Origin of the sequence: Vibrio algicola (genome assembly GCF_009601765.2) — a bacterium.
Lineage (GTDB): Bacteria > Pseudomonadota > Gammaproteobacteria > Enterobacterales > Vibrionaceae > Vibrio > Vibrio algicola.
This window is the reverse complement of record NZ_CP045699.1, coordinates 824,842-850,269: the sequence shown is the minus strand read 5'-3', so window position 1 is coordinate 850,269 and position 25,428 is coordinate 824,842. Positions and strand designations below refer to the sequence as shown.

The following is a 25,428-nucleotide window of genomic DNA, read 5'->3' as shown; positions in this document are numbered from 1 at the left end:
GCTTGTATAGCCGCCCCCTACAACTTCATAGTTTTAGGGGGTTTCTTTTTTAAACTGTACCTTGATGTTATATACTGACCGCCTGTTCCTATCCATCCTATATCGCTTAGTTTTTTGCGATAACACGAGTTTTGACTATGACAAGAAAACATATTTATGTTGCCTACACTGGCGGCACTATTGGCATGAAACGCTCTCCACACGGCTACATTCCTGCCGATGGTTTTATGACTGCGCAACTGCAAGCAATGCCAGAGTTCCATCGTGAAGAAATGCCATTATTTACCGTACATGAATATGCGCCCTTAATGGATTCATCGGATATGACGCCCAATGATTGGCAACATATCGCTGATGATATTCAAGCCAATTACGACCAATATGATGGCTTTGTGATTTTACATGGCACTGATACCATGGCGTATACCGCGGCTGCGTTATCATTTATGTTTGAAAATTTAGGCAAGCCGGTGATTGTGACTGGTTCACAAATCCCATTGTCGGAACTGCGATCAGACGGTCAAGCCAATCTTTTAAATGCGCTGCACATTGCCGCCAACTACCCTATCAATGAGGTGACGTTATTTTTTAATAACCAATTGATGCGTGGTAATCGCAGTACCAAGTCTCGCGCCGATGGGTTTAGCGCTTTTAGTTCGCCTAATTTACCGGTGCTACTTGAGGCGGGGATCAGTATTCAAGTCAGTAACCCTGAATTAATCGACAAAAAACCGCAGGGCGAATTTAAAGTGCATACCATTACGCCACAACCGATCGGCGTGATCACTATGTACCCTGGCATTTCACATGAAGTGATCCGCAACACCCTACTCCAACCTGTCAATGCAATGATCTTGCTGACTTTCGGTGTTGGCAATGCGCCACAAAATAAAGACATGCTCGCCCATTTAAAAGACGCGTCAGAGCGAGGCGTGATTGTGGTTAACCTAACTCAATGTTTGGCTGGCAAAGTGAATATGGATGGTTATGCGACCGGAGTTTCGTTAGCAGAAGCGGGCGTGATCAGTGGTTATGATATGACCCATGAAGCGGCGTTAGCTAAATTGCACTACCTGTTGAGCAAAAATTTAACCTATGATGAAATTAAAACCCAGATGAAACAAGTTTTGCGCGGCGAAATGAGCTTATAACCAGCGCGAATTAATGACATTTCTCAGCCATAAAAAGAAGATAAAGCCGAGTATCACTCTAACGCTTTATCTTCTTTTATTGGATCGCATTGTTGACAACTCACTCAGCCGCTACGCGAATAATATCGTCTTGCCCTTCGGCAAATTGCTTTTTCAATTCTGATTTCGATTTAAACGCCACTTCACCACCCGCACCGACACTCATGTGTTGCGGATCATGGTTGTTTTTAGATTGATAGAGCATCACCGCTTGCATGCAAGAATCACGTTGTTGTTGAGAAATCGGTGACCCATCTAACCAGCGACCGGTTTCAATGGCATAATTTAATCGCTCATACACTTCCGGCGTCATAGCCGCTAATAATTGCTCGACATCCATACTCAATCCTCTTGATTAAAACGTAAAGACACTGAATTCACACAGTAACGCTGACCGGTCGTGTCTTGCGGACCATCTTGAAATACATGCCCTAAATGACTGTCACAATGGGCACAACGCACTTCAATTCGATGCATACCATGGCTGCTGTCTTTTAAGTATTTCACCGCGTCTTTATTAATCGCGGCATCAAAACTTGGCCAACCACAACCTGAATCAAATTTATCCTCAGAGCGAAACAAATCGGCCTGACAACAAGTACACTGATAAATGCCCGTATCTTTATTATGCAATAGAGTGCCGGAATATGGCGCTTCAGTCCCGCCTTCTCGGCACACCCGAAATTGCTCATCATTCAATTCTTGTTGCCACTGCTGGGTTGTCTTTTTCATACTTATCCTTACAAACTCATTTCTCGCTTATTTTTCACCAAGCGATTGTTATCCATAAAACATCAATAAACCGAGTCTACCATTGAATCATTTAAACAAATACTTGCGTTATCACAACAATGTGGCACATACTTTTCACCATACCTTAGATGGTGACTTGAATCACATTAGGGTATAATCAGCACCAGCAACAAAAATAGCTACAGGCTTATCATAAAGCCTTGAACTTTAGTAAGAATTAATGGATGTAATTTGGTCACTTAATGTTAAAAGCGAAAGAAAGTAACTCTTTTTTTTGACTTTAAACAAGTAAAGACCGATTATTCCTTGCAGGAAAGAACTGGATTCTGTATTTTTACAACCAGTTATCTTTAATCTTAAATTAAGTTGTGGAGCAACTACTAATGACTATCAAAGTTGGTATTAACGGTTTTGGCCGTATTGGACGTTTCGTTTTCCGTGCATCTGTTGAGCGTGACAACATCGAAGTTGTAGGCATCAATGACCTTATCGATGTTGAGTACATGGCATACATGCTTAAGTATGACTCAACTCACGGTCGTTTCAACGGCACTGTTGAAGTTAAAGACGGTAACCTAGTAGTAAACGGCAAAACTGTTCGTGTAACTGCTGAGCGTAACCCTGAAGATCTTAAGTGGGATGCTATCAACGTTGACGTTGTAGCTGAAGCAACTGGTCTTTTCCTAACTGACGAAACTGCTCGTAAACACATCACAGCTGGTGCTAAGAAAGTTGTACTAACTGGTCCATCTAAAGACGCAACTCCAATGTTCGTTATGGGTGTTAACCACGCAACTTACGCTGGTCAAGATATCGTTTCTAACGCATCTTGTACTACTAACTGCCTAGCGCCAATCGCTAAAGTTCTTAACGACGAGTTCGGTATCGAATCTGGTCTTATGACAACAGTTCACGCAACTACAGCAACTCAAAAAACTGTAGATGGTCCTTCTGCGAAAGACTGGCGCGGTGGCCGTGGTGCTTCTCAAAACATCATCCCATCTTCAACTGGTGCAGCTAAAGCAGTAGGCGTTGTACTTCCTGAAGTAAACGGCAAACTAACTGGTATGGCTTTCCGCGTACCAACTGCTAACGTTTCTGTTGTTGACTTAACTGTTAACCTTAAAAACGGTGCATCTTACGAAGCTATCTGTGCAGCTATGAAAGCAGCATCTGAAGGTTCTCTTAAAGGTGTTCTTGGTTACACTGAAGATGCAGTTGTTTCTCAAGATTTCATCGGCGAAACTCAAACTTCAGTATTTGATGCTAAAGCTGGTATCGCACTTAACGACAAATTCGTTAAAGTTGTATCTTGGTACGACAACGAAATCGGTTACTCAAACAAAGTTCTTGACCTAATCACTCACATCTCTAAGTAATTAGAAAGCAGTGTTTAGCTCTTAACTGAGTAACAACTCTTGTTAAGTAACGATTGAGGCGGCCATTGTGTCGCCTTTTTTTATACCTAAAAATCATGAATGCTCGATATTCGTTCTCTTTGTATAAAGAAACCTATTGAGATATAACGAGGAACCTTTGCATGAATCTTAACGGTCTCCCAATCATCAGCGTATTATCTGATTGTGTCACTATCGTACAAAAAGACGGAATCAAAATCGTCCGAGTTAAACATGACAAAGCCGAAGCGGGTATTTCTCTTTTCGGTGGTCATGTGGTGTCATTTAAACCTATCGATCAACAAGATGTTATTTGGATGAGCGAGCGGGCTATTTTTGATGGCAATACTGCTTTGCGTGGCGGTATTCCAGTCTGTTGGCCTTGGTTCGGTCGCATTGCGGCTCCAGCGCATGGGTTTGCTCGTTCAAGTGAATGGCAGCTGATTGAGCATAGAGAAAATGAACAAGGCGTTATAGTGAGTCTTGGTTTGCGTCCAAATGACACTACACTTGATATTTGGCCTCATCAATTTGATGCGGTGCTTAATATGGAAGTGTCTGAATGCTTAAAAGTGTCTCTTACCGTCACCAATACCGATAGCAATGCATGGACTTTCTCTGGCGCGCTGCACAGCTATTTCAATATTGCCGATATTAATGACACCGCTATTACTGGCATGGGTGATAATTACTTAGACAACTTACAAAGTGGCAAAGCTTGTCTTGGTGGCAATGCATTAAACTTTAAAGCCGGCGTAGATCGCGTCTACACTCAGCCTCAAGAGTGTATCGACATCACCGACCCTAAACATCAGCGTACTATTACGGTTAAAAACCAAGGTGATAATGCGGCGGTTATTTGGAATCCGTGGGAACTGGCAATCAATATGGGCGATATGGATGATGATGGCTACCAAACAATGGTGTGTGTCGAGTCAACATTACATGCGCCAAGCCTAGAACAAGGTAAAACGTTGCAACCCGGTGAAAGCCATACTCTAAGCACGGAAATTGGCATCAAAGCCTAAAGAACACTGAGTCCGAGTTACGGCAGAATGAGTGCTGAACAAGCGCTAAATCACAGCTGCAAAACCAAAACACGGCCTGCGGGTGCTGGCTTTTTCAGCTCCTGCAGCCAAACATCTTCATCACTCGCGGCTATGATAAATATTGCTTTATAAAGCGACAAGATCGACTAAAATACCCTTCATCCAAACTCTCACTCAAAACGACGATACCAATTACCATGTCTTACCAATGCCCACTTTGCCATCATACTCTTATTGCTCGTATTGGCGGATTTCAATGTGAAAATAATCACCAGTTCGATAGTGCCAAAGAAGGTTATGTTAATTTGATGCCGGTGCAACATAAACGCTCTAAGCAGCCGGGTGATAATGTCGATATGATGCAAGCTCGTCGTCGATTTTTAGCCTCAGATCAGTATCATCCCATGCGTAAATCGGTCACAAACCTGTGCTTAAAACACACCAAGAACAGCCAACATCAAGTGTTAGATATTGGCTGTGGCGAGGGCTATTACACTGCTTATTTGTCCGAAAAACTGGCGTCACAATCCATCAATGCGGTCACTTATGGGCTGGATATTTCCAAAGTCGCCATTCGTTATGCGGCCAAGCGTTATACCACTCAACACATGCAATATTGTGTTGCCTCAAGTCATCGCTTGCCATTTGCTAACCACAGTCTTGATGCCGTGGTGCGTATTTATGCCCCTTGCCAAGCCCAGGAACTAGAACGAGTATTAACCGAACAAGGAGTGATGATCACCGTTACGCCAGCCGCGCGCCACTTATATCAACTGCGTGAACAGGTTTATAGTCAAGTGCATTTGCATGATGAAACGGTAGAAGAGATGGCCGGTTTTGAATTGATTGAACAATCAAAATTGAGCTATGAGATGCAACTTAGTGGCGAACAAGCCGATGACTTATTGCAGATGACGCCTTTCGCATGGAAAGCCAGCGCAGAGCTACGCCAGCAATTAAAAACCGCCACACAATTTGATTGCGAGGCGGATTTTATGCTGCGAGTTTATAAAAAACTGACACGCTAAAAATCAGACTTAGACACGCGATACCTGTTAGAGGCTGCGGCAGCGATCAGCTAAGATAGGATTGCTATTATGTTGATATTTTTCGACAATTTTAGCTTTACCACATTCAAATTGAGTCACAGGATATTGCTTATCCCAAGCGGTAAACAGTTGGCGTTGCTGGCGACTAATATTAAAACTTGAGTAAGTCTCATCAAAATACAAATAGGTTCGCGCAATTAAACCACGGGCAAATACTGGTGGCTGCGCTTTACGATTATCGACATGGAAATCGCACGAGCCGAAATCACTTTGAGTGCCAGAAAGCATTTGGAAATTATAGTTAGAACGATAAGCATTGACTGACCCAACCGCCGCATACAAGTTATAACCATCCGCTTGCATTAAGCGAAAAGCCTCACTCGCTTTGGTGGCGCACTTACGTCCTTTATACGCTTTACCTTTGCTCGAAACACATTTTTCATCACCCTCACGCCACTGTTTGAAACTGCTGCCAAAGTTTTCAGCGGGAACAATGTGTTCAAACTCAATACGTTGTGATCGTTTGGTATACAAACTGTGATCAAAGCCGGTTGGCAATTGGGTTTGCTTTTTGGCATTAAACGGAATATTGCAATACACCGTATGACGTGCGGGATCTTGGTTATACACTTCGCTCATTAGCAAGCGCTTGGCTTTGGAAAAAGAATCGATACTAATATTGGGAGTAGCATAGCTCAAAGTGGGAAGCGTTAAGGCTATCACCCCGAACAAACGACTGACTACGGGCAATAATCCCATGATACATCTAAACCTCGTTACGTCTTATTGACTGCTATTGTAAAGACTTTCCCATACTTTAGTAATACCTATAAATACAAATATATCAATTGATAATAATTATCATTCGTTTTGATTATTTTAAATATCCGGTATGCTTCGACATTGATTCGCTCAGTCTATCCGCAGCAAGGAAGCATCATGATAATAACCACAAAACCCTTCAACATTTTATTCGGGCTAGTCAGCTTCATTCTGCTTGTCGGGTGTTCAACGTCTTCTCCTGTGCCATTGAGTAACCCAGCTCCCCTTGCTTCCGCTGCCAAAGTTAACACCTTCTATGACTTTCAGTTGTACTCCAAAACAGGACAAGCGCTGAGTGTTGAGAAAATGGCTCTGCAAGCGCAAACCGCCGATGTGATCTTGGTGGGAGAATGGCATACCCACGCAGGGATCCATCTTTTTCAAACCCAGCTACTGCAAGCACTTATTCAACAACCTCGCGCTGTTGCTCTTTCGATGGAGCAATTTAGCCGAGATAAACAAGCGGTCGTTAATGAGTATTTAGAGGGTGAAATAGGCGAACAAACGCTGATACAAAAAGGGAAAGCTTGGCCCAATTATGAAAGTGATTATCGGCCTTTAGTCGAACTGGCCAAAACCAATCATATTGATGTTATCGCGGCTAATGCGCCAAAAACTATGGTGCAATGTATCGCTAAACAAGGATTAAGCTATTTAGATAAGCAACCCGAGCAATCACTCGCTTGGGTAGCAAAAGTGATCAATATCGAAGACAGCCCATACAAACAAAAGTTTATGGATTCTATGCACCACGGCAGCGCACAGCAAAATGAAACTCAATATGCAGCGCAAGCAACTTGGGATGCCACCATTGCGGAATCTATGGTCAATTATTTGTCGCAACATCCAAGTAAACACATCATACATATTGCCGGCATGTTTCATACCGAAGATGGGCTGGGAACGGCGGCGGCCATGTTACGCTTAAACCCAGATTTGAACATTTTGATTATTACGCCAACTGAATCTATTCTTAAAGACTCGCCCGACTTTCAACTGCACGTCCTTGCCCCGCCAACTCGATTTATTAAAAAAGAGAACCGGCTAGCCGCTTACAAAACACTAGGCAAACGTAGCCAAGAACTTGATTGCGATGGTGTGAATTAACTCTATAAAAAATGCCGCTCTCTTATCATAAGTTGAGCGGCATAATGCTGATTATTACAATTTAAAATCAATTGCTTGCGATTTGGATGATTCAACTTGTGCAAGAATTAATTTTTGTTTTTATGAATCATGAGAGAGACCAGCAATACCAATGGGTTCATGGCTTTCTCAACAAAAACCTCTTTATCTAACCAAAACCTGAGAAAATCACCCCGAAATTCTCAACTTTTCCCTCAAGTCGATCAAAGCAATTCTCGAAATTCCATCGCTAACCAGTGCTCTGCGATAAAAGCGAGCAACCCTCCTTTGCATCATACAGCCAGAACTCCGCTTAAGAAACTTTTGGACAAAAATGACTTGGAGTTTATGCTCCATGCTACAAAGTTCAGATAAGTTAAGTTTGGGTAAACTCAAGTTCACTACAGCCTTTCCTCTGACTGCTTAGCTAATCTCTCTGAACTTAAAAACAGTTAGAGCCCGCTACCAATATTAAAGTACAGTGCACTTTCTTGATCGCTGAACGCAATATCGACACCTAAACGAAGGCCATAACGCCGAGCAATATGGTAGCGAAATCCGACCCCATAAGCGTCTACTTGGTTCAGGGCATCTTCGGAATTGCGCTGCTGCGCGACACCATGTCCGTAAAATGCAGAGACTTTCCAGCGATTATCAATATCATAACTAAGCTGAGTCTGTACGGTGAGTATCTCATCACCTTGGTAGCGATACGACGAAACACCTCGCAGCGCTACGTAAGGTTTTGCAGTTGGCGTTATCAACCGATCATCACTAGAGAAATGTTGATAGTTCCCAGCAAACGCCAGATTCCAAGCATCACCCAGCGGAAAATAGACCTGTCCGTTAAGCGAAAGATTTTGATAGTTGTAATCGCTACCAATCGCCTCATCATAAGCCATATACTCAGCACTGAGCTGATACCCTTGAGTCGGGTAGAACAAGTTGTCACGCGTATCGTAATCAACCACCAGCCCCAGCCCCGATGTCACCGACGTGTTGCCTAACTGTTCAAGGTCAAAATGCTGGCTTAGCTTATCAATGGCTTGGCCCAGTTTTCCGTAAAAATTTAGATCAACACTAGAAACTGCGAGCACTTGTTTGGCGCCTAACATCAGTGGCGTGTCTTTCACTCGAAACTGAAGTTTTTGCATCAAGCCTGCCACTTGGGTCGTAGTACCAAACCTAAGGGTATCGATTGCAGGCAATGGGCCGACGCCATCAAACTGAATTGGTTGATAAATATCGAGTTTAGCTTCGCCAACGCCCAGTCCACCTGTGTATCGGATCGAATCTTTTAACCAAGAATGTCGATGCCCGGCAAACGCAAACCAAGAGCCATTCTCCGTGCCCGCCGCCCCGACCAGAGTCATGGCAGCGGGCACTAACTGAGCGCCCCCATCCACCGCTGCTAGCGCTGCCTGTTTGCGCTTCTCCTTAGCCTGCTCATCTTCGTGTAAAAATAGCCCAGCGACACCTCCACCAACTCCAACCGCCGGCTCAGTGATTAAGATGGGTACTGGCAAGAAGCCGTAAGCGTTCTCAGCAATATGATGCCCAAGATCAAACTGCCCATCATGGCTGTCAAAAAACGAGGCACTGCTATATGAAGCGAATAAGGTAGTGGCACAAGCCAAGATCAGCGGGTGTATTTTGTTCATCATAGTCTTCTCAAAATGAGCAGAGGCTCAGTGGCGGTGGCGCTAGGCCTTGAATGAGTTGACTATAACTAAACGAATGAAAGGTTCTGAATCGCTTACGTAGGATCTGAGCCTACGTAAGCTCTCTAAGGCTAACGAGATTTGTATGTCTGCACATGTTCGCTAATCGCTTTGATGATTGCCCCTCTCACCGCTTTGATATTTTTGGCGTGTGGGCACCACAGGGAGATGGGGAGTTTCATGCCTTCTAACATCATATCAAACTTGAGTGGTGATACCCCCTCTAGCGCAAATTGAGACTCAGACAAGGCTTTCGGCAACCAGGCCCAGCCCAGCCCTTCTTTGATCATTTTAATCACCAAAGCCAGCTGATCGACTTGCTCGTTGTTGGCTGAATAGACAAACTTTTCGGCCAAGCCCTCATCCACCAGTGATTTGAGCATGAACTGTCTTTCTGTTTGCAGTTCACCCACGACTGCGGCTTTGTCCATTTGCGCCAATCGGCCGCCAGCTTGCACGTAAGGCAAGAACTCAACATGGCCTAAAAAGGTCGAATCAAAACTATGGATTGCGGTACTTTCGTGAATATTCGCCAAACCAAAGTGAATGCTGCCATCAACGATGCCTTGCTTAATTTCATCGCGGCCGCGCACCAAAAATTCTACACGCATGGTCGGGAAATCTTGGGCTAATTGTTGGCGGATCAAAAACAGAGCTTGATGTGGTACAAAGCTTGGATAGGCAATCACCACCCGTTCCAACTCGCCGTAGGAAAGACTGAGAGCGATTTTATCAAACACGCGCGCTTGCTCGATCGCTTGCTTGGCATAATGATAAAGAAGATGACCATCTTCGGTAGGTTCGACAGAGCGGCCAATACGTTCAAACAAAGTAACGGCAAGCTGGTCTTCAAGGTTAGTGATAACCTGACCTATGGTCGTACGATGCTTATTGAGTTTTACCGCGGCCTTGCTAAAAGAAAGGTGTTCATAAACGGTGACAAATGCCAATAGCTGTTCAAGACTAAAGTTCATAGTAATGGCTGGCTGGTTGGGGATGAATATCCTCAAGATAGCACTTTTATTGTGATGATAACCAGCGCAATCAATCACCTATCAACACTATTATTTGACTCGCCTATCAGAAAACGTGTTTCAGCACCGCGAAGTCATGGGTCGGTTCAACAAACTCATATTGTGCGCTAATGGTTTGTAGCACATCACTGCCACTATCGAGTGTTGTCTCTAGTACACCATACAAGGCGTTATTGGTATGACGCAGCGCCACAACCGGTGACATACGATTGACCAAACAAGCCGAATAAACCGCGGTGAGCAAATCGTCCACTCCAACCGGCTCCTTAGCGAATTCAAGCCAAGGCCTTTGTACTGAGTAGAGGTTTTTCGGCGTGGCTAACATCATCGAAATACTTCCATCCGCCACACACGGTACCTTGCTCACGAGCACGATTTTGGGCCCCTTTGCCAATGCCTGCTGACAAGCATGAGCAGCATCTTGTTCATCTTTAATGACTGTGCCAGTAAATTGTTGCAGTGTTTCTGGTTGACAGATCAACACATCCGCTAGTGGCATCAGTTGCTCCACAATATAGCGATGTGCCTCTGGATCGGTAGGATGCGCCTCACTTTCACCATTAAGCGACGGATGACAAACATACAAGGCGCCAACACTGTGAGACTTCACCAACTGAACCGCTTGATAAACCGCTTGATTGTGCGCCAATGAACTTTGATACCCAGAAATAATCGCATTGCAGTGGTTAAGTCGCTCATTTCGATCTAAAGCTTGCACTAGTTCAGAAACGATTTCCGCTGGACAACTGAAGCTCACCGGGTGCTCGGAGACATCTGAACACTGCAAGCTGTTAATTGCCCATGTTTCAACCCCCATACGCTGAACCGGGAAAATCGTAGAGCTATTGCCTGCGTGACCACAAACCAAATGGGGCTGGATGGAAATAACGCTTTTCATAATGTGAGTCACCTAATTAAGTTTCATTGTCGTCAGAGACAATGGTGAGCTTGTGCGAGTATGCGGCTAAGGGCGAAAATTAATACTGTTGATGGCTTAGAACCGTAACAAGTGAGCGACGCTCCCGTTACGGCGATGCTAAGCGCTATTGATAGGCCACGATGTCAGAGGCATCGATAACATAACCAATTTCGATATCCTGATTACCGTCCGATAGTGCAACGGATGCAGACACCCCTCCTGCCTTGATATCCCCTTCGACCCAAACAGGCGTGTAAAGGCTTTGCATCTGATAGCCTTCAGGGAAGTCAACCAAGATAGTTTGATTCGCCGGTGGCGGTGGTGTATGAACACAAGCGCCCGCCGTTGGCACCAAAATAAATTGCGTCCCGACTAAGCCTTCCATCTCTAGTGGTACCAAAAAGCCACCTAGTTTCATGTCATTCACTTGCAAGTCAGGAATAATGGCATTGGCATAACGCTTACCACTCACCATTTCATCAAGTGCCTCTCTCACGTTCAACCCGCGTTTCTCTGCGAGTTCAATACGCTTGATGTAGCCATCGTGTTCCATTGGGCTAAGTTTGCGGCTTTGTTGAGCCACTTCATAGACATAAATCTCTGTAACCAATGCTTTGTCACTCGGAGATAAACTCTGCTGCTGTGTGTTTTGCGGGCGAAGAGAGTCCCATGACAAAGTGTCTGCTGCATTAGCCAAAGGCGCGATCAATGCGAACATTAGCAGTATGTTTTTCATTCGTTTGTTCCCCAAAGTAGATAGAGCATGTTGGTCATGCCAGATGGAAGCGATGACCGCAGCGCGTTGCGCCACGGTCCGTACGGCTTTGATTAAAGGTTTTCTAGGTTATCCATCAGTTTGTAGAAGAATCCGATTGAGCGACCATATTCATCAACCAGAATACGTTCGTTCACACCATGGAAACCTTCAAACTCTTTGACATTTTCTAGTTGCAAAGCGGTAATGGTGTACACATCCGGTGCAAAGTCACGCGCTTGGAAGTGCTTAGAGTCTGAGCCACCGATTACAAAGAATGGCGATACAATCAGATCATTACCCCAGGTTTGGCGAATGGTTTTCTCTAGCATTTTGTATCCTTCACCGTTTGGATCGGCCACATTGGTTGCTGGCGTTGATGCTGAGATATCTCGTACTGTGATGCGCTCATCGCCAATAGCTTTTTTCACGTGTTCAATAATCACTTCAGGTGTATCACCAGGCATAGGACGGAAGTTCACTACCGCTGTCGCCGCTGGTGGCAATACATTATCTTTGATACCGGCGTTAAACATGGTCACTGCGGTTGTGGTGTGCAACATGGCGCGCGTTACTTGGTTTTGCGACATTACATCAATGAATTTCTGCTCTAGATCGCTGATCGAATCGTTCTCACCATAAGCGACGGCTTTGTACATTGGTTGCTGGTCTTCAGGTAACTCTGGCCCCATAAAGCGGTACTGGTAGCGAACCGCATCATGAATCTTGTATGGAAACTGCGCCGCTTCCACTTTTTCTACCGCTTTGGCTAGCGCAACAATATTCGACTCACCAGCAGGCTGCGAAGAGTGGCCGCCAATACCATTGATTGCGATCTCCAAGCTCACGTAGCCTTTCTGAGCAATACCAATTAGGGCCGTATTGTCACGAATGCCCGGGAACACGCCTGGGATTAGTGGCGCTGATTCATCAATCACAAAGGCAATTTTGTCATAACGCTGCTCAATAATATCCGCTGCGTGTTTTGCCCCTTCCGGTCCGCCAACTTCTTCATCATGACCAAACACAAACAAAATGGTGCGCTCTGGTTGGAAGCCTTCTTTAATCTTCATTTCAGTGGCTTCTAAGATGGCGTGAATTTGGTTTTTGTCATCCAGAGAACCACGTCCCCAAATGTAGCCATCTTTTATCTCACCAGAAAACGGCTCGACTTCCCATTGATCGCGAGATTCCTCTGCAATTGGCACCACATCTTGGTGAGCCATAAATACCGCAGGTGGCAGTGATGGATCTTTGCCTTCCCAGGTGTAAATCAAGCTAAACGGGCGCGGGTCGCCAACTAGCTCACGCTTCAGTGTTTTATGTACTAGAGGGTAAGATTCAACTAAGAAGTCGTGATAGTTGTTAAACGCCTCTTCATCAAAATCACTGCGGTCTTGATTTGAAATGGTTGGAAACTGAACCGCTTGAGATAGGCGTTGTGCCGCGCCTTCCAGGTCCACTTTCACTTCAACTTGCTCAACGCCTTGCATTTGCATTGAGCTAAAGTCTTGGTCTTCCACTGCCCAAGCAGACACACTTGCTGTAAGCGCAAGCGCAGAGGCGATACCTTTAAAAAGTTTGGTTTGCTTAGTCATTACTAATTTCCTTTATTCGCGAGAAATAATTTAAATCAGTGTCGTGTTGATGGGCTTAGTATTGACGATATTTTTCTGGCGAACCAATCTCATATGATGGACCAAACCCTACATATTTAAATCATCGCTGTTATTGAAGATAAAAGAGAAACGACATTCGCCTGATGCGAATGTCGACAACCTAGTGGGGTGAATGGGCGTGGAGTTCGCGTTATAACAGGCGGATAAAAACGGCACTGACTCGGTGTCGTGCCGAGAGGTTATTACTTAACGGGTAGTGCGAGGGATTCAAACGGAACGGGTTTACTGTACAAGTAGCCTTGGTGGATATATACCCCTCGAGAGACGAGATAATCCGCCTGATTTTGCTCTTCGACCCCCTCAGTAATTATGTTCAAATCAAGACCTTTTGCCATAGAGATAATCGCATCCAGCACTGGTGCTGTTGCGCTTTGCGACCCGATACTATCGACAAAACACTTATCTATTTTTAGGTAATCAATTGGCGTAGTTTCCAGCATGGCAAGGGATGTTTGCCCTGTTCCGAAATCGTCGATCAGCACCTCTAAACCAGACTGACGCAAAGACGCAATGGCGGATTTAGCACTGCTATCAAGCAATTGGCGTTCGGTGATCTCTAATCCCAAGTGAATACCTCGCTCTCTCAGTAGCGCGGCTTGTTCAATCAGTAACCTCTGCTTGTCAGAAGAGACAAAATAACCAGGAGGAAAGTTAATCCCTAAATGAAAAGGTTGAGAAAAAGAATAAGAGGAGAAATCACTGATGGCCCTCTCGACCACAATATCAGTCAGTTGGTCAATGAGATCAAACTCTTCTAGAACGGGAATAAACACATCTGGGTAAATCAAACCGCGCTCAGGGTGCATCCAACGCACTAACGCTTCAACACCTGACAGTTCTCCCGTATTGCAATCCATTTGCGGCTGGTAATGCAAGATAAACTCTTTGCGACGAATGGCTTGTTTCACTTCATTATGAAAACCTTGATTGCGAATAAAGTGTCGACGAATAAAGAAAAAACCAATGTACACGGCCAAAGTACCCGGGATCGCGGCCAAAGAGTAAAACCAGGTTTTCTCTATGATCAATTCGTTGCTCGCGATAACTTGGATTTGATGCTGAGGAATGTCCGTTTGCGCGACATAAGCAAACCAACCAGAGGCACGTGGCGTATTGTAAGGTGCTGAATCTTCACCAATAAAAAGCGCCGATGAACTGACTCTGTAGTCAGTTCGATAACCTAAACTCGCTCGCAAGTAATCTAAATCGATGAGGGATACGGCGTAGTATTCTTGCCCGTTAAGATTTCTCCTATTGATTACCGCAACGGATAAATCCTTTTTCGACATGGGCATTGCGGCAAGTTGAAATATCTGGGATTCATTGCCGAGCGTTTCAATATCGACAATCTCACGGGTTCCTACTTCTCCAAATGATGAGCAAACAATTTGGTTATTAGAGACTATTTGCATCTCTAATATTTCTCTCTCATAACGCAGCACTTGTTGCAAGAAACCGCACTGTTGTGGCGCAACCAAAGCCGATTTGTTCTCCATCGAGACATTCAACACGATCCGGCTATAACTTTCTGCATAGCTATCGCCCAAAGATCGTAGCGTATCTCTAACGCTCAATGATGTGAGTATCGCGACAGTGCAAACTATTAACACAATGGGTGCAAAGTAAACCAACCGAAGATAATTTTTAGACTGCCTGATTTTCAGTGCCATTTTAGGTCCAATCATTGTTAAATTGTTTAAAAAGAGAATGACATATCTATTAGGGAGCGCCACTATTCGCGCTCACTTTCTAGAACTTACTCTCCTCGACAAAAGCCCCGACTTGAGTCGAGGCTAGTGCGATTTCTTTAAAATAACTCGTTACAGTTATATTACTTGTCTGCGAAGTATTTTGCGATTTCTCGGGCATAGGTTTCTTCTTGGTTCTTACCTGTGCTTGTGGAGAAAAACGTAACAACGAGATCTTTGTCCGGTGAAATGTAAATACCCTGACCGCCAACGCCGCCTTTATATAAATCTCCATCTTCAAAGATGGTATCAAACATGTAACCGTTCTTAAGGTTGCTGTCGTTGTAGAATGAATTGGCCATCACTTTACCAACGTAACCACCTTCGAATGCTTCTTGTTTGCCAGAAGCTTGGATTCGTTGCACGACTTTTTCAGACACCGCACCCTCTCCCAGTTTCGACCCTGATGGCGTTAATAGCATACCAAACTTAGCCATATCTTCGATGGTTGAGTTCATGGAGAAGAACATTAGTGGGTAACCGCCGATCGGTGAAACAACCGTGTATGCATCATTGTTTGCACCCATTTTCTGCCATAAGTCTCGGCTGATTATTTCGTTCATTGGCAGACCGCGAACATTCTCAATGATTCGAGCAAGCACAAACGTATTGATCGAGTTGTATTCGAATGTTTTACCCGCTTCTTGGCGGCGCGTCATTTCACTCAATACATCAAGCGGCTTTTGTGTTGAGTCACCGTCAAATACTCCGATAGAAACTAGCCATTTAAAAAACGGCTGCTCTGGGTTGGTACGTGAATCTGGACTGGGTTCGTCGTGCTCGGTTGCGTTCAAACCTGTCGCCATGTTTGCAACGTCGATAACCTTCACTGTGTCCCAAGCTGAACCTTTAAGCTCTGGAATGTATTTTGAAACTGGATCTTGTTCGTTAACTTTGCCTTCTTCGACTAACTTCGCAAGTTCGATACCTGTGGTAATTTTCGAGTTTGAAAACCAGTTGTGTTTATCTGTTTTTCGCATGGTGTTGTAGCGCTCGAAAACAATCTCACCATTTTTAACCACCAGGAAAGCATCAACTGGATAATTATCTAAATGTTGGTTAAGGGTAAGTTCTTTGCCTTGAACGGTGGCTTTGATATTGCCAATATTGTCATCGATAGAGTAAGAAAATTGATAAACTGCGCCATCACGTTCAATCTGAGCCGTGTTAAAGAAGCGGCTAATGTTTTGCCATGCGAAATGAGATTCAGCAATCGGGAACTGAAGCTTCACTCGATTTCCTTTTTCAAGGAAAAAGTCGTGAGTTTCGGCAACCGCTTTGTTGGTTGTTGTCTCATTAACAATGACGTTGGCCATTGCTGCGCCTGAAGTAATTGCTGCTGCGATTGATAAAGCGATGAGTTTTTTCATTTTGGTATCTCTCAATGATGAAGTCTAAAAAGTGTGACCTAAAGTGAACCTTAAAGATAAGTTCGTCTATTTCGTGTTGATGGGCCTAGTATTGACGTTTTTTTTGCGGCGAACCAATCGCATATGAAGGACCAAACCCTACATATTCGAATCATCAGTGAATAGGATGCGAGTGTTGAATCGCACTAAGTGCAGTTACTCTCTCGGCAAAGACGCTATACAGAGATCATTTATGCACGCTATCCCTCACGAAATCGCTTGGGGTGAAGTCTATTTCACGCCACTGCTATTAGTTGCGGCCCTTGCGTATGGGCTTACCCTACTAACCACCAAAATGTCAGTCAAAACTGGGCTCTATCGATACATTTCTCACCCGACTCTGGCAGAGATATGTCTGTTTGTGATTTTTACTGGCGCGTTCAGCCAAGTTATTTCGATTGTTTAATAAGGGGAAGAAAATGGTTAAGCGCTATTTGGTGACTCTGCTCCTAGTTCTGGGGGCTGGAGCCGTGGTCGCCAACTTTTATTCGTGAGCGATGAAAAGCGCGGCTATCTCTTTGTTCAAGGCTACACCGTCTGTACCATCATCTGCTGTATGGGAGGCTTCGACAGCTTAAATACCTTTGACTACATCATCCTAAGGTTACAAGAAACCTTACTGGGAATTGGTGTATTTACCTTCATATATCGCCTAATTTGGCCAGTGAGTACTGAGACGGTATTTGCACATCGCTATTGGCAGCTACATGCCGAGTTACTGCGAGCGCTCAATCACTATCACAATGGCAGGCTAACTAGCGAGAACATTGAGCATATTCAGCGCAATGTCAGTCAGCTTCATCACTTGCTTGAGCTGCCGAATCATGGCAGCTACGACTTGAAGTATTATCAGCACCAGTGCTTAGAAAGAGTGAGAGAAGTCGATGTGATTGTGCATCTTCTTGACAGCCTCAGCCATAAGCCCAGTGACTTGGCCAATTACCTCGCAGACATTGAACACAACCTCGAATCGACTTGGAAAATGCCGCCGACTGAGCCTCTGCTACCTGCAGCCTTACTTTATATGGCCCAGCGTTATTCAAGTCATAAACCTTCGTTAAGACAACGCAGCCTAAAGCAGCATCTTAAAGACGATTGGAGAAAAGTGCTGCAAGGGACCAGTACCTTTCTGGCCTGCATATTGGCGTGGGTCTATCTGCCCATTCCTGGCGGCTTTGTATTCCCAATGATTGCCGGCATCTTTGCCACCAATCTTCCCCCGCTACCCACCAGTGCGATTAGAGATGCGTGCTTTGGCGCCATTGGTTTAGGGGGATTCTACCTACTACAGTACTCGTTGATCATGCCATCCTTCACTAAATTGTGGCAGTTGCTCGCGTTTTACTTCATTAACATTGTGGCTATTTGGAAGGTGTTCGATACTGTGCGATTGGGGATTTTTCGCGTGCTCGGCGTCAACTTGCTGTTGGTACTCTCCTCCAGCGCGTTAAACCTCACGCCTTACTATACTATCGAAATGCCGCTGATGATGCTGGTCTATGTATTGATTATTCTGGCGATAGCCAAACTTGTTTCCGATCTACTTACACCCTGTAAAACGAAGGTCGCGTTCGATAAATAATCACTTCCCGCCTGAACGTCCTTAATGCCACAGCCTTGATTCTCGTCAAGGCTGTTTCTATTTATACCGTACTCTGATTTATTCGCCTCTCGAGGAAACGTCGCTGATTAATCATCATAACTACGCTATTACGCTCACTTTATAGGATTTAATCGATCATATGCGATTAACTCGCTTTCTAATTCCCTCATAAAATCTCCACATACCCAATCAAAACAACTTGTGGAATCTACACTATGAACCATTTTAAAAAAGCACTCTTAATCACTCTTATCGGCACTACGCTAGTTTCAGGCGCTCACGCTGCAGACAATGCAAACAGCGAAGCACTTGACGCATCAGATATGACTCGCGCCTACTCAACTTTTTATGTCGGTGCAAGCAATAATGGCGACGTTAAAGCCTCTGGGTCTATCTCTTACCAATACGAAAATGGTATGGAGTCGATGTTCTCGCTAGAAGGAACAATGAACAAAGAAGGCGAGTACAGTGATAGTCGCTTCCAGTACTTCCATGTATTCAATACTGGTAACTCGGTCTCGCCACGTGTCGCTGTGTCGCTTGATGTTGTCGATAATGACACGGCAACCACGGCCGCACTCGGTGCCATTTCAATTTTCCGCACCCCAATTGACTCACTAACGTTTTTTGCCCGTGTTGACGCTCTAACCGGGACTTACTCTGACCAGTCAATGAGTGCGTTTAACGTCACTGACGATAGCCTAGTTGGCGGAATGGGCGCGGCATACGCGGTATGGAAAACTGGCCAAGATGGCACGTTCTTAGCGTTATACCCAGAAGTGACTTACTTGAGCGGTGACATTGACTCAACCACAGTGAAAACCACCTTAATGGCGGCTACACCACTGAGCGCAGATAAAACCCGTTGGGGCCAAGTTAAGTTCGAAAACACCTCGGGCAGCATGGAGTCGAGTAGCAAACACGTCGACATCAATGAAAACCGCGTATGGTTTAACTACAAAGTATACCTATAACACTCTCATCTCACCTGTCCTACTGTCCTTAAATCGCCTGCGTGAAAACGCAGGCTTTTTTTGTTTTTGGCCCAATCAGCAATGTGCAAGGCTCCGACCCTATTTCGGTAGGATCTGGTCCTCCAAACCCGATTATTGGCGCGCGATGTTCAGCGATAAAATTATTGCCAAGCCCACTTAATACAGTCTGGGCCATGAACACAAACACAGAACATGGCCGTTCTGTGAATAGCAAACCATTGAATTTTCATAGGGGTGAAAATCGATGGATTTGGAACTAAAACACTATGCGTAAACTAGCACACACAACGATTCTACTTACTGCACTTATCAGCTCCGTTGTCAGCTTTGGCGGGCTTAGTGCAGAACAACCGCAAACATCGGCTGGCATACAAACCTACTCAGAAATTATGGCTCATGGTCAAGAGGTATTTAATCGCTATGGCATCAGCGACGATTTACCTCGCTTGGGTTTGAGCTCGCTCACAGCCGGGGAACACTTAGTTGAACATGTGGAGCGCACCATCACTATCGGCGACCAAGTGCGTAAATCTCGAGTATTCCTAGTCAAAGATACCGACGAAAAGGGCAACATTGATCTGCGCATCAAATACAACCCTAGTGAACTGGATGAGCAAGATGATGCGATCAGTGAAATTGAACGTAACACTCGCACAGAATACCGTTTACGTGATTACGCCCAAAGCTATGACCCAAATAGCGTCACTGCGACAGATTTGGCTAATGGCACTAGTATTGTGAGCTTTAATTACTCTAAATATGGCTTGCCGCAAGACATCGCATACTTTCGCTTTATGCGTGTTGAGTTCTTAGTGAAGGACGGCGTACCTCAACGGATGACCATTACCAATGCGAAGCCATTTGAATATGAGGGTGTTCGTGTTGAGCAATATCGCCAGACCATCACTTTTTCAACACTCGAAAGCGGTAAGTTGATCCTAAGCAAGAAAGCGATCGACATCACTGGGACTCAGAAAAATAAACCCGTTCATGTTACTTCGATTACAGAGCCTGTCGCACTCTACAGTGAAGAGCACGGCGTGGATATTATTCACCAGACACTGCTTAGCGAAGTATCCGACCCGCGTATTCGTGAAGTGAGTGTTAAGCTGGATCGCATCTTTCCATTAATGGGCGACATAGTCCGAAGAAAAGGCATTGATTTACCACGGCCGTATGGGGTGTCGGTCGCCTATCGAAATCAAAACATGAACATCCCCTTTAACGACTTTGTCCTCGATGGTGTCAGGCTCAACGAGCTGTTTGATCCTGAAGACTCAATTGGTACGGTCAAAGCCGAGAGCCTAAGCATTCGTGGTGATATCAACATTCTTCCTTTTTGGAATGTGTTTGGCTACATCGGCAAAATCAACGTCGATGCAAAAGTCGATGCCGAATACACTGGAGCGGCGGGAGAGTTCATCCGAGATAAGCTCAACCAGCTACCAACGCTACCCGGACGACCGGGACTAGGGGATAAATTTTGTGATAGTGAAAGCTACGGTCTCTTATGTGACACCGGAAGGGTTGGGATCCCACTGCACCTTGAATACGACTTGCGAGGTGTCGGTACCACACTGTCGGTAGGGTATCGCGAGTTTTTTGCCTCGGTCACCGGTACTGTTTCACAAACACGCCTTAAGGGGACCACTGAGTGGGGCGACCCTATTGCGACCATACAACCTATGGTTGGCTATCAGCTGGTGGATTATCGAGCACAACTCTTTGTTGGGGCGGAATACCAAGGCCTTGAGCCGCGCATGGACGGACACGTTAAAACTGGCGATATCGAGTTTGACTACGACATAGGAGTGGATTTAAACAAATGGGCGTATGTGGTCGGGTTTAACAAGCAATTTGGTCGAAACTACAACCTGACCTTTATGTACAACAAAGGCGAAACACGAGACGCGATGACATTAAATTTTGGCTATCGCTTCTAACCTTACGCTTTGTGCGCCTGGCTTAGCCCCTACTGAGCTGGGTGCATTTTCTTTCAAGTAAGGAATATACTCTGTCGACTTACGATAGAAATTGGAGTTTTTAATCTACAATCAGTTACAACATTGCATAGGGCCATTAGAAAATTTATTACTACTAAATAATAGGTTACAGGAAACCTGTTCGCAAACGCATAATGGGGCAAAGGTAAGTTATCACGCAAGTTGCGTGACCCAGCCTGCGTGATGGATTTGTAACGCTAAATGGGGCATTTTTGATTTTGACTGATTTGTGCAACAGGCTGTTGCACAATTGGGAAACGGCTTTTGTCACTAACAAGCGAGTCTGATTTTAGCCACCAACAGGTTGTTGACCAAATTTTTCATCGGGAAGGTCTTGCTCATCATCGAACATCACAATGCATCTACGATGCCCCTTTAGAGCAGATAATGCAACTTGAAAACAACTTTCACACATATCAAGGTGGTGGGTAATACCGTCCATTTTTGACCCAAATCCCCAGTTAGCAGTCAGTTCACCAACCTCTTCTAACTTTACGCCATTTGAATCGACGACCATCACGCTAGTACCACAGATATCACAACATCGATCAACAACGACCTCTATCGTTTTTTGTCCATAAACTTTCATTGTGAACTCCTGTCGCTGATAAGACTAATCAATACTTGGATGTTGTAGTGGTACGGTGATTTTGGCCACCTAATTAGAGGTGATATCATCACCTCATATATCAATAGGTGCCAATTATGACAAAACGAACAAGACCAACATTTAGCCCTGAATTTCGACTTGAATCTGCATTGTTAGTAACCGAACAAGGTTACACCGTTCAAGAAGCCGCTAGCGCCATGGGCGTTGGCAAATCGACAATGGATAAATGGGTACGCCAATTACGTCAAGAGCACAATGGGATAAAGCCTAAAGCAACGCCAATAACACCTGAGCAACTTAAAATTCGCGAATTAGAGAAAAAAGTTGCTCGTCTGGAAGAACATAATGAAATTTTAAAAAAGGCTACAGCTCTGGTGATGTCCGACTCACTGAACAATTTTCGATAATCGAAAAACTCAAGCAGAGCTATAGCGTTACTACATTATGCAAAGTGTTCAGTGTAAATCGAAGCAGTTATAAGTACTGGAAAGCACGCTCAAAAATGCCGAATGTTGAATTGATTAAGCTTAAAAGCTTAATCAAAGAAGTTCATATTGCGAGTAATGGTTCAGCAGGAGCGAGAAGCATAGCGGATATGCTAATAGCTAAAAATGTACCTATGAGTCGTTATCGTGCTTCTAAGTTAATGAAATCACTTGGCTTAGTTAGTTGCCAAATGTCCAAGCATAAATACAAACGAGCGCCACAAGAGCATATTGAAATACCTAATCATCTTGATCGACAATTTGCAGTAACTGAACCAAATCGAGTTTGGGTAGGAGATGTGACTTACATTTGGGCTGGAAATCGTTGGATGTATTTAGCTGTTGTCATTGATTTATTCGCACGTAAACCAATTGGCTGGGCAATGTCGTTATCACCAGATAGCAAATTAACAGGAAAAGCACTAACAATGGCTTTTGAGTCTCGTGGGAAACCGAAAGGCGTTATGTTCCACAGCGATAGTAATAATGTGTTGGCTAGATTTCATCATACACTAACTAAGAAAGTTGGTTCATGCTTGAAAGATGGTACCAATAATGTTCTGAGCTTTCTGACCCACACAGCGATCGACCTTATGTGTCCTTCCTTGGATCTGTCGATTGCTTAGTTTCATTATTTGGTGAGGGTTGCCTCGCCAATATTTGTGACTCAAGAAGGGCCTGACGCCTGTCCCATTACTGTCTTGTCCAAGTATTTGGTTTTGTGACTCTTGTCCATGATCATATAGTGAAGGAGTCAATAATGAATACCAGTACAATCTCATCTTATGTCATTGGTGGAGTGGATACTCATAAAGATATCCACGTTGCTGCCATCGTCAATGATTCTAATCAAGTATTATCAAGTGAATACTTCCCAGCAACCCGCCATGGATATAAGGAAATGCTAAAGTGGATGTCTTCATTTGGTAAAATATCACGTGTGGGTATTGAGTGTTCAGGGACGTATGGTTTGGGCTTGCTTCGTTATATGCAAAGCAGTGGCATTGAAGTATTGGAAGTAACAGCACCAGATAAGGTTGATCGAAGAAAACGAGGCAAGGATGACACAATAGACGCAGAAAATGCTGCTCATGCCGCGTATAGTAAATTACGCACGGTGACGCCAAAGACGCGAGATGGGATGGTTGAGTCGCTAAGAATACTTAAAGGTTGCCGTAAAACAGCAATGGCAGCTCGAACTGTTGCCCTTCAGATGATTAGAACGAGCATTGTATCTTCCCCCGACGAAATAAGAGATACATTAAGACATATGACTCGTATGACTTTGATTCGCACACTAGCATCAAGCAGACCTGATTTAACAGCTTACAAAAATATTTCTAGCGCATATAGGATCGTATTTAAATCCTTAGCTCGTAGATATCTTGAACTTCATGACGAGATTGCGGATTTAGATAAAATGATTTCTTCTATCGTTGACATGCTTGCTCCTGAATTAATCGAACAAAAAGCCGTTGGATACGAATCCGCCGCACAATTATTGATAACGTTGGGTGATAACCCTGAACGTTTAAACTCTGAATCTAGTTTTGCTGCGTTATGTGGAGTTAGCCCTATACCTGCATCCTCAGGAAAAACCAATAGACACAGGCTTAATCGAGGTGGTGATAGAGCTGCAAATAGTGCACTCCATATTATTGCGATTGGTAGACTTAGAACTGAGCAGCGTTCAAAGGATTACATCAAAAAACGAACGGCTGATGGATTATCAAAAATGGAAGCTATACGCTGCTTAAAAAGATACATAGCACGTGAAATTTATTACCTTTTGAAAAATAGAAACGCCTTAATCAACAGTATACAAATAACGACTTGACTCTTAGAAGGGCATCCAAGGAAGCCATTATACGAGTCGCTATTATCGTCAATTACTATGGCGTTACCAACTAAAACAAAGTTTGTCACGTCGTGGTAATTGCTGGGATAACGCTCCGATGGAGCGTTTCTTTCGAAGCTTTAAAACAGAATGGATGCCCATTACGGGCTATCGTAGCTTTTCGGAAGCTAGGTTAGACATCATTAAATATATAACAGGTTATTACAGCCGACTCAGACCGCATCAATATAATGGAGGGTTAACACCTAATAGATCGGAACAATTATATTGGGAAAACTCTAAAACTGTGGCCAATTTTCATTGACCACTACAACCAGCATACACAGCATTCTCAACTTTGAAAGTTAATTATGAGATTTTAGTCTATCAGGTAAGTTTTGAATGTGCTCCTCCCAATCGACCACATCAATTTCATACACCACTTTATTACGCACACTTTCACCAGCAGCATGCATGGCAGACTTTGAACCGGTGATCAACGGGTGCCATTCAGGCAGTGGTTTGTTTTCTGCTAATAGGCGATATGAACAGGTTTCTGGCAACCAGTTAAATTCATCAATTTTATCGCGAGTTAATTTTAGACACTCTTCACCCGATTCAAAACGATTAGGGTAATCTTTGCAACTGCAGGTTTTACTGTTAAGCCAACTGCACGCAACATTGGTGTAATACACTTCATCACTGTCTTCATCCATTAACTTATGCAAGCAGCATTTACCACAGCCATCACATAATGACTCCCACTCTTGCTCTGTCATCTGTTGTAGTGTTTTGCTTTGCCAAAATGGGATTGTCATGCTGTGTGCCTGTAAGCTAAAGAGAATAATTTAGACGCTAATATTTAATCATCTTGAGGCTGCGTTTTATACGCTTATTTCGGCTAAATATCAAGTTAGGCTAGGCGAATAGAGCGCCTTTTGCTACTATCTGCGCCGGTTTTATTTGCGAGTAAGAAGATTTATGGATTGTCGTTTAGGTTGTGGTGCGTGCTGTATTGCACCCAGTATTTCATCCGCTATTCCTGGTATGCCCAATGGCAAACCGGCAGGAGTACGCTGCATTCAATTAAACGATGACAATTTATGTAAGCTCTTTGGCAAGCCTGAACGGCCTGCGGTGTGTCATCGTTTTAAAGCCGATCGCGATATTTGCGGCACAGACTCACAACAAGCCATTCAAATTATAACTGAATTAGAGCAGCTGACTTGATAGCGTGAATATGGCT

The 25,428-nt window shown here is 44.2% G+C and carries 23 protein-coding genes and 2 pseudogenes; 13 read left to right on the top strand and 12 right to left on the bottom strand.

Annotated features, from left to right (window positions below; genetic code table 11):
• Window positions 1-137: 137 nt before the first annotated feature.
• Window positions 138-1,151, top strand: coding sequence for an asparaginase (gene ansA / locus GFB47_RS03890; RefSeq protein WP_153446697.1), 1,014 nt, complete (start codon window positions 138-140; stop codon window positions 1,149-1,151).
• A gap of 100 nt (window positions 1,152-1,251) precedes the next feature.
• Here the strand turns inward: ansA and GFB47_RS03885 are convergent, their stop codons facing one another.
• A complete protein-coding gene (locus GFB47_RS03885) occupies window positions 1,252-1,530 on the bottom strand; it encodes a YeaC family protein (RefSeq protein ID WP_153446695.1) in 279 nt (92 codons plus the stop codon).
• A 2-nt stretch (window positions 1,531-1,532) separates the two neighbouring features.
• A complete protein-coding gene (msrB, locus tag GFB47_RS03880; protein ID WP_153446694.1) occupies window positions 1,533-1,922 on the bottom strand; it encodes a peptide-methionine (R)-S-oxide reductase MsrB in 390 nt (129 codons plus the stop codon).
• Between the two features lie 404 nt (window positions 1,923-2,326).
• Here msrB and gap point away from each other — a divergent pair, with 404 nt between their 5' ends.
• From gap to rlmA, 3 genes are all read left to right on the top strand, one after another.
• Entirely contained in the window at window positions 2,327-3,322 is a 996-nt protein-coding gene (gene gap, locus GFB47_RS03875; protein WP_153446692.1) for a type I glyceraldehyde-3-phosphate dehydrogenase, read from the top strand.
• Between the two features lie 161 nt (window positions 3,323-3,483).
• Window positions 3,484-4,368 (top strand): D-hexose-6-phosphate mutarotase, encoded by an 885-nt coding sequence (locus GFB47_RS03870; protein WP_153446691.1) that lies wholly within the window; start codon window positions 3,484-3,486, stop codon window positions 4,366-4,368.
• 218 nt (window positions 4,369-4,586) lie between these two features.
• Window positions 4,587-5,417, top strand: a complete 831-nt coding sequence (gene rlmA, locus GFB47_RS03865) for a 23S rRNA (guanine(745)-N(1))-methyltransferase (protein WP_153446689.1) — start codon at window positions 4,587-4,589, stop codon at window positions 5,415-5,417.
• A 27-nt stretch (window positions 5,418-5,444) separates the two neighbouring features.
• Here the strand turns inward: rlmA and GFB47_RS03860 are convergent, their stop codons facing one another.
• Window positions 5,445-6,197 carry an endonuclease gene (locus tag GFB47_RS03860; protein WP_178306441.1) on the bottom strand — a complete coding sequence of 251 codons (753 nt, stop codon included), beginning with the start codon at window positions 6,195-6,197 and terminating at the stop codon, window positions 5,445-5,447.
• Window positions 6,198-6,377: 180 nt separating this feature from the next.
• Here GFB47_RS03860 and GFB47_RS03855 point away from each other — a divergent pair, with 180 nt between their 5' ends.
• Window positions 6,378-7,367, top strand: a complete 990-nt coding sequence (locus GFB47_RS03855; RefSeq protein WP_153446688.1) for a ChaN family lipoprotein — start codon at window positions 6,378-6,380, stop codon at window positions 7,365-7,367.
• Between the two features lie 470 nt (window positions 7,368-7,837).
• Here the strand turns inward: GFB47_RS03855 and GFB47_RS03850 are convergent, their stop codons facing one another.
• From GFB47_RS03850 to GFB47_RS03820, 7 genes are all read right to left on the bottom strand, one after another.
• A complete protein-coding gene (locus GFB47_RS03850) occupies window positions 7,838-9,046 on the bottom strand; it encodes a BamA/TamA family outer membrane protein (protein WP_153448136.1) in 1,209 nt (402 codons plus the stop codon).
• Window positions 9,047-9,177: 131 nt separating this feature from the next.
• A complete protein-coding gene (locus GFB47_RS03845; protein ID WP_153446686.1) occupies window positions 9,178-10,080 on the bottom strand; it encodes a LysR family transcriptional regulator in 903 nt (300 codons plus the stop codon).
• 106 nt (window positions 10,081-10,186) lie between these two features.
• Complete coding sequence (gene pdxY / locus GFB47_RS03840) at window positions 10,187-11,038, bottom strand: pyridoxal kinase (protein ID WP_153446685.1); 852 nt, start codon at window positions 11,036-11,038, stop codon at window positions 10,187-10,189.
• Window positions 11,039-11,183: 145 nt separating this feature from the next.
• A complete protein-coding gene (locus GFB47_RS03835) occupies window positions 11,184-11,795 on the bottom strand; it encodes a DUF3299 domain-containing protein (protein ID WP_153446683.1) in 612 nt (203 codons plus the stop codon).
• Between the two features lie 92 nt (window positions 11,796-11,887).
• The gene (locus tag GFB47_RS03830) at window positions 11,888-13,411 is read right to left on the bottom strand and encodes a M20 family peptidase (protein ID WP_153446682.1); all 1,524 of its coding nucleotides are present in this window, start codon (window positions 13,409-13,411) and stop codon (window positions 11,888-11,890) included.
• A 263-nt stretch (window positions 13,412-13,674) separates the two neighbouring features.
• Entirely contained in the window at window positions 13,675-14,988 is a 1,314-nt protein-coding gene (locus tag GFB47_RS03825) for an EAL domain-containing protein (RefSeq protein WP_178306440.1), read from the bottom strand.
• Between the two features lie 335 nt (window positions 14,989-15,323).
• Complete coding sequence (locus GFB47_RS03820) at window positions 15,324-16,610, bottom strand: serine hydrolase domain-containing protein (protein WP_153446679.1); 1,287 nt, start codon at window positions 16,608-16,610, stop codon at window positions 15,324-15,326.
• A gap of 232 nt (window positions 16,611-16,842) precedes the next feature.
• On the opposite strand from GFB47_RS03820, the gene GFB47_RS03815 reads away from it, so the two are divergent.
• The 4 genes from GFB47_RS03815 (at window position 16,843) to GFB47_RS03800 (ending at window position 21,190) form a co-directional block, all read left to right on the top strand.
• The gene (locus tag GFB47_RS03815; protein ID WP_153446677.1) at window positions 16,843-17,055 is read left to right on the top strand and encodes a DUF1656 domain-containing protein; all 213 of its coding nucleotides are present in this window, start codon (window positions 16,843-16,845) and stop codon (window positions 17,053-17,055) included.
• 84 nt (window positions 17,056-17,139) lie between these two features.
• Window positions 17,140-18,231: an FUSC family protein gene (locus tag GFB47_RS03810; RefSeq protein ID WP_153446676.1), complete on the top strand. Its 1,092-nt coding sequence runs from the start codon at window positions 17,140-17,142 to the stop codon at window positions 18,229-18,231.
• A gap of 236 nt (window positions 18,232-18,467) precedes the next feature.
• Window positions 18,468-19,226: a hypothetical protein gene (locus GFB47_RS03805; RefSeq protein WP_153446674.1), complete on the top strand. Its 759-nt coding sequence runs from the start codon at window positions 18,468-18,470 to the stop codon at window positions 19,224-19,226.
• A 287-nt stretch (window positions 19,227-19,513) separates the two neighbouring features.
• A complete protein-coding gene (locus tag GFB47_RS03800) occupies window positions 19,514-21,190 on the top strand; it encodes a hypothetical protein (protein ID WP_153446672.1) in 1,677 nt (558 codons plus the stop codon).
• Between the two features lie 349 nt (window positions 21,191-21,539).
• On the opposite strand, the gene GFB47_RS03795 is transcribed toward GFB47_RS03800, so the two are convergent.
• Window positions 21,540-21,839, bottom strand: coding sequence for a hypothetical protein (locus GFB47_RS03795; protein WP_153446670.1), 300 nt, complete (start codon window positions 21,837-21,839; stop codon window positions 21,540-21,542).
• A 116-nt stretch (window positions 21,840-21,955) separates the two neighbouring features.
• Here GFB47_RS03795 and GFB47_RS03790 point away from each other — a divergent pair.
• From GFB47_RS03790 to GFB47_RS03780, 3 genes and pseudogenes are all read left to right on the top strand, one after another.
• A pseudogene (locus GFB47_RS03790) lies at window positions 21,956-22,833 on the top strand (IS3 family transposase); the annotation flags it as partial.
• 272 nt (window positions 22,834-23,105) lie between these two features.
• A complete protein-coding gene (locus GFB47_RS03785) occupies window positions 23,106-24,182 on the top strand; it encodes an IS110 family RNA-guided transposase (protein ID WP_153446669.1) in 1,077 nt (358 codons plus the stop codon).
• A gap of 16 nt (window positions 24,183-24,198) precedes the next feature.
• A pseudogene (locus GFB47_RS03780) lies at window positions 24,199-24,507 on the top strand (integrase core domain-containing protein); the annotation flags it as partial.
• A 40-nt stretch (window positions 24,508-24,547) separates the two neighbouring features.
• Here the strand turns inward: GFB47_RS03780 and GFB47_RS03775 are convergent.
• The gene (locus tag GFB47_RS03775; RefSeq protein ID WP_153446667.1) at window positions 24,548-25,000 is read right to left on the bottom strand and encodes a YcgN family cysteine cluster protein; all 453 of its coding nucleotides are present in this window, start codon (window positions 24,998-25,000) and stop codon (window positions 24,548-24,550) included.
• Between the two features lie 163 nt (window positions 25,001-25,163).
• Here GFB47_RS03775 and GFB47_RS03770 point away from each other — a divergent pair, with 163 nt between their 5' ends.
• Window positions 25,164-25,412, top strand: coding sequence for a YkgJ family cysteine cluster protein (locus GFB47_RS03770; protein ID WP_153446665.1), 249 nt, complete (start codon window positions 25,164-25,166; stop codon window positions 25,410-25,412).
• The last annotated feature ends 16 nt before the right edge of the window (window positions 25,413-25,428 follow it).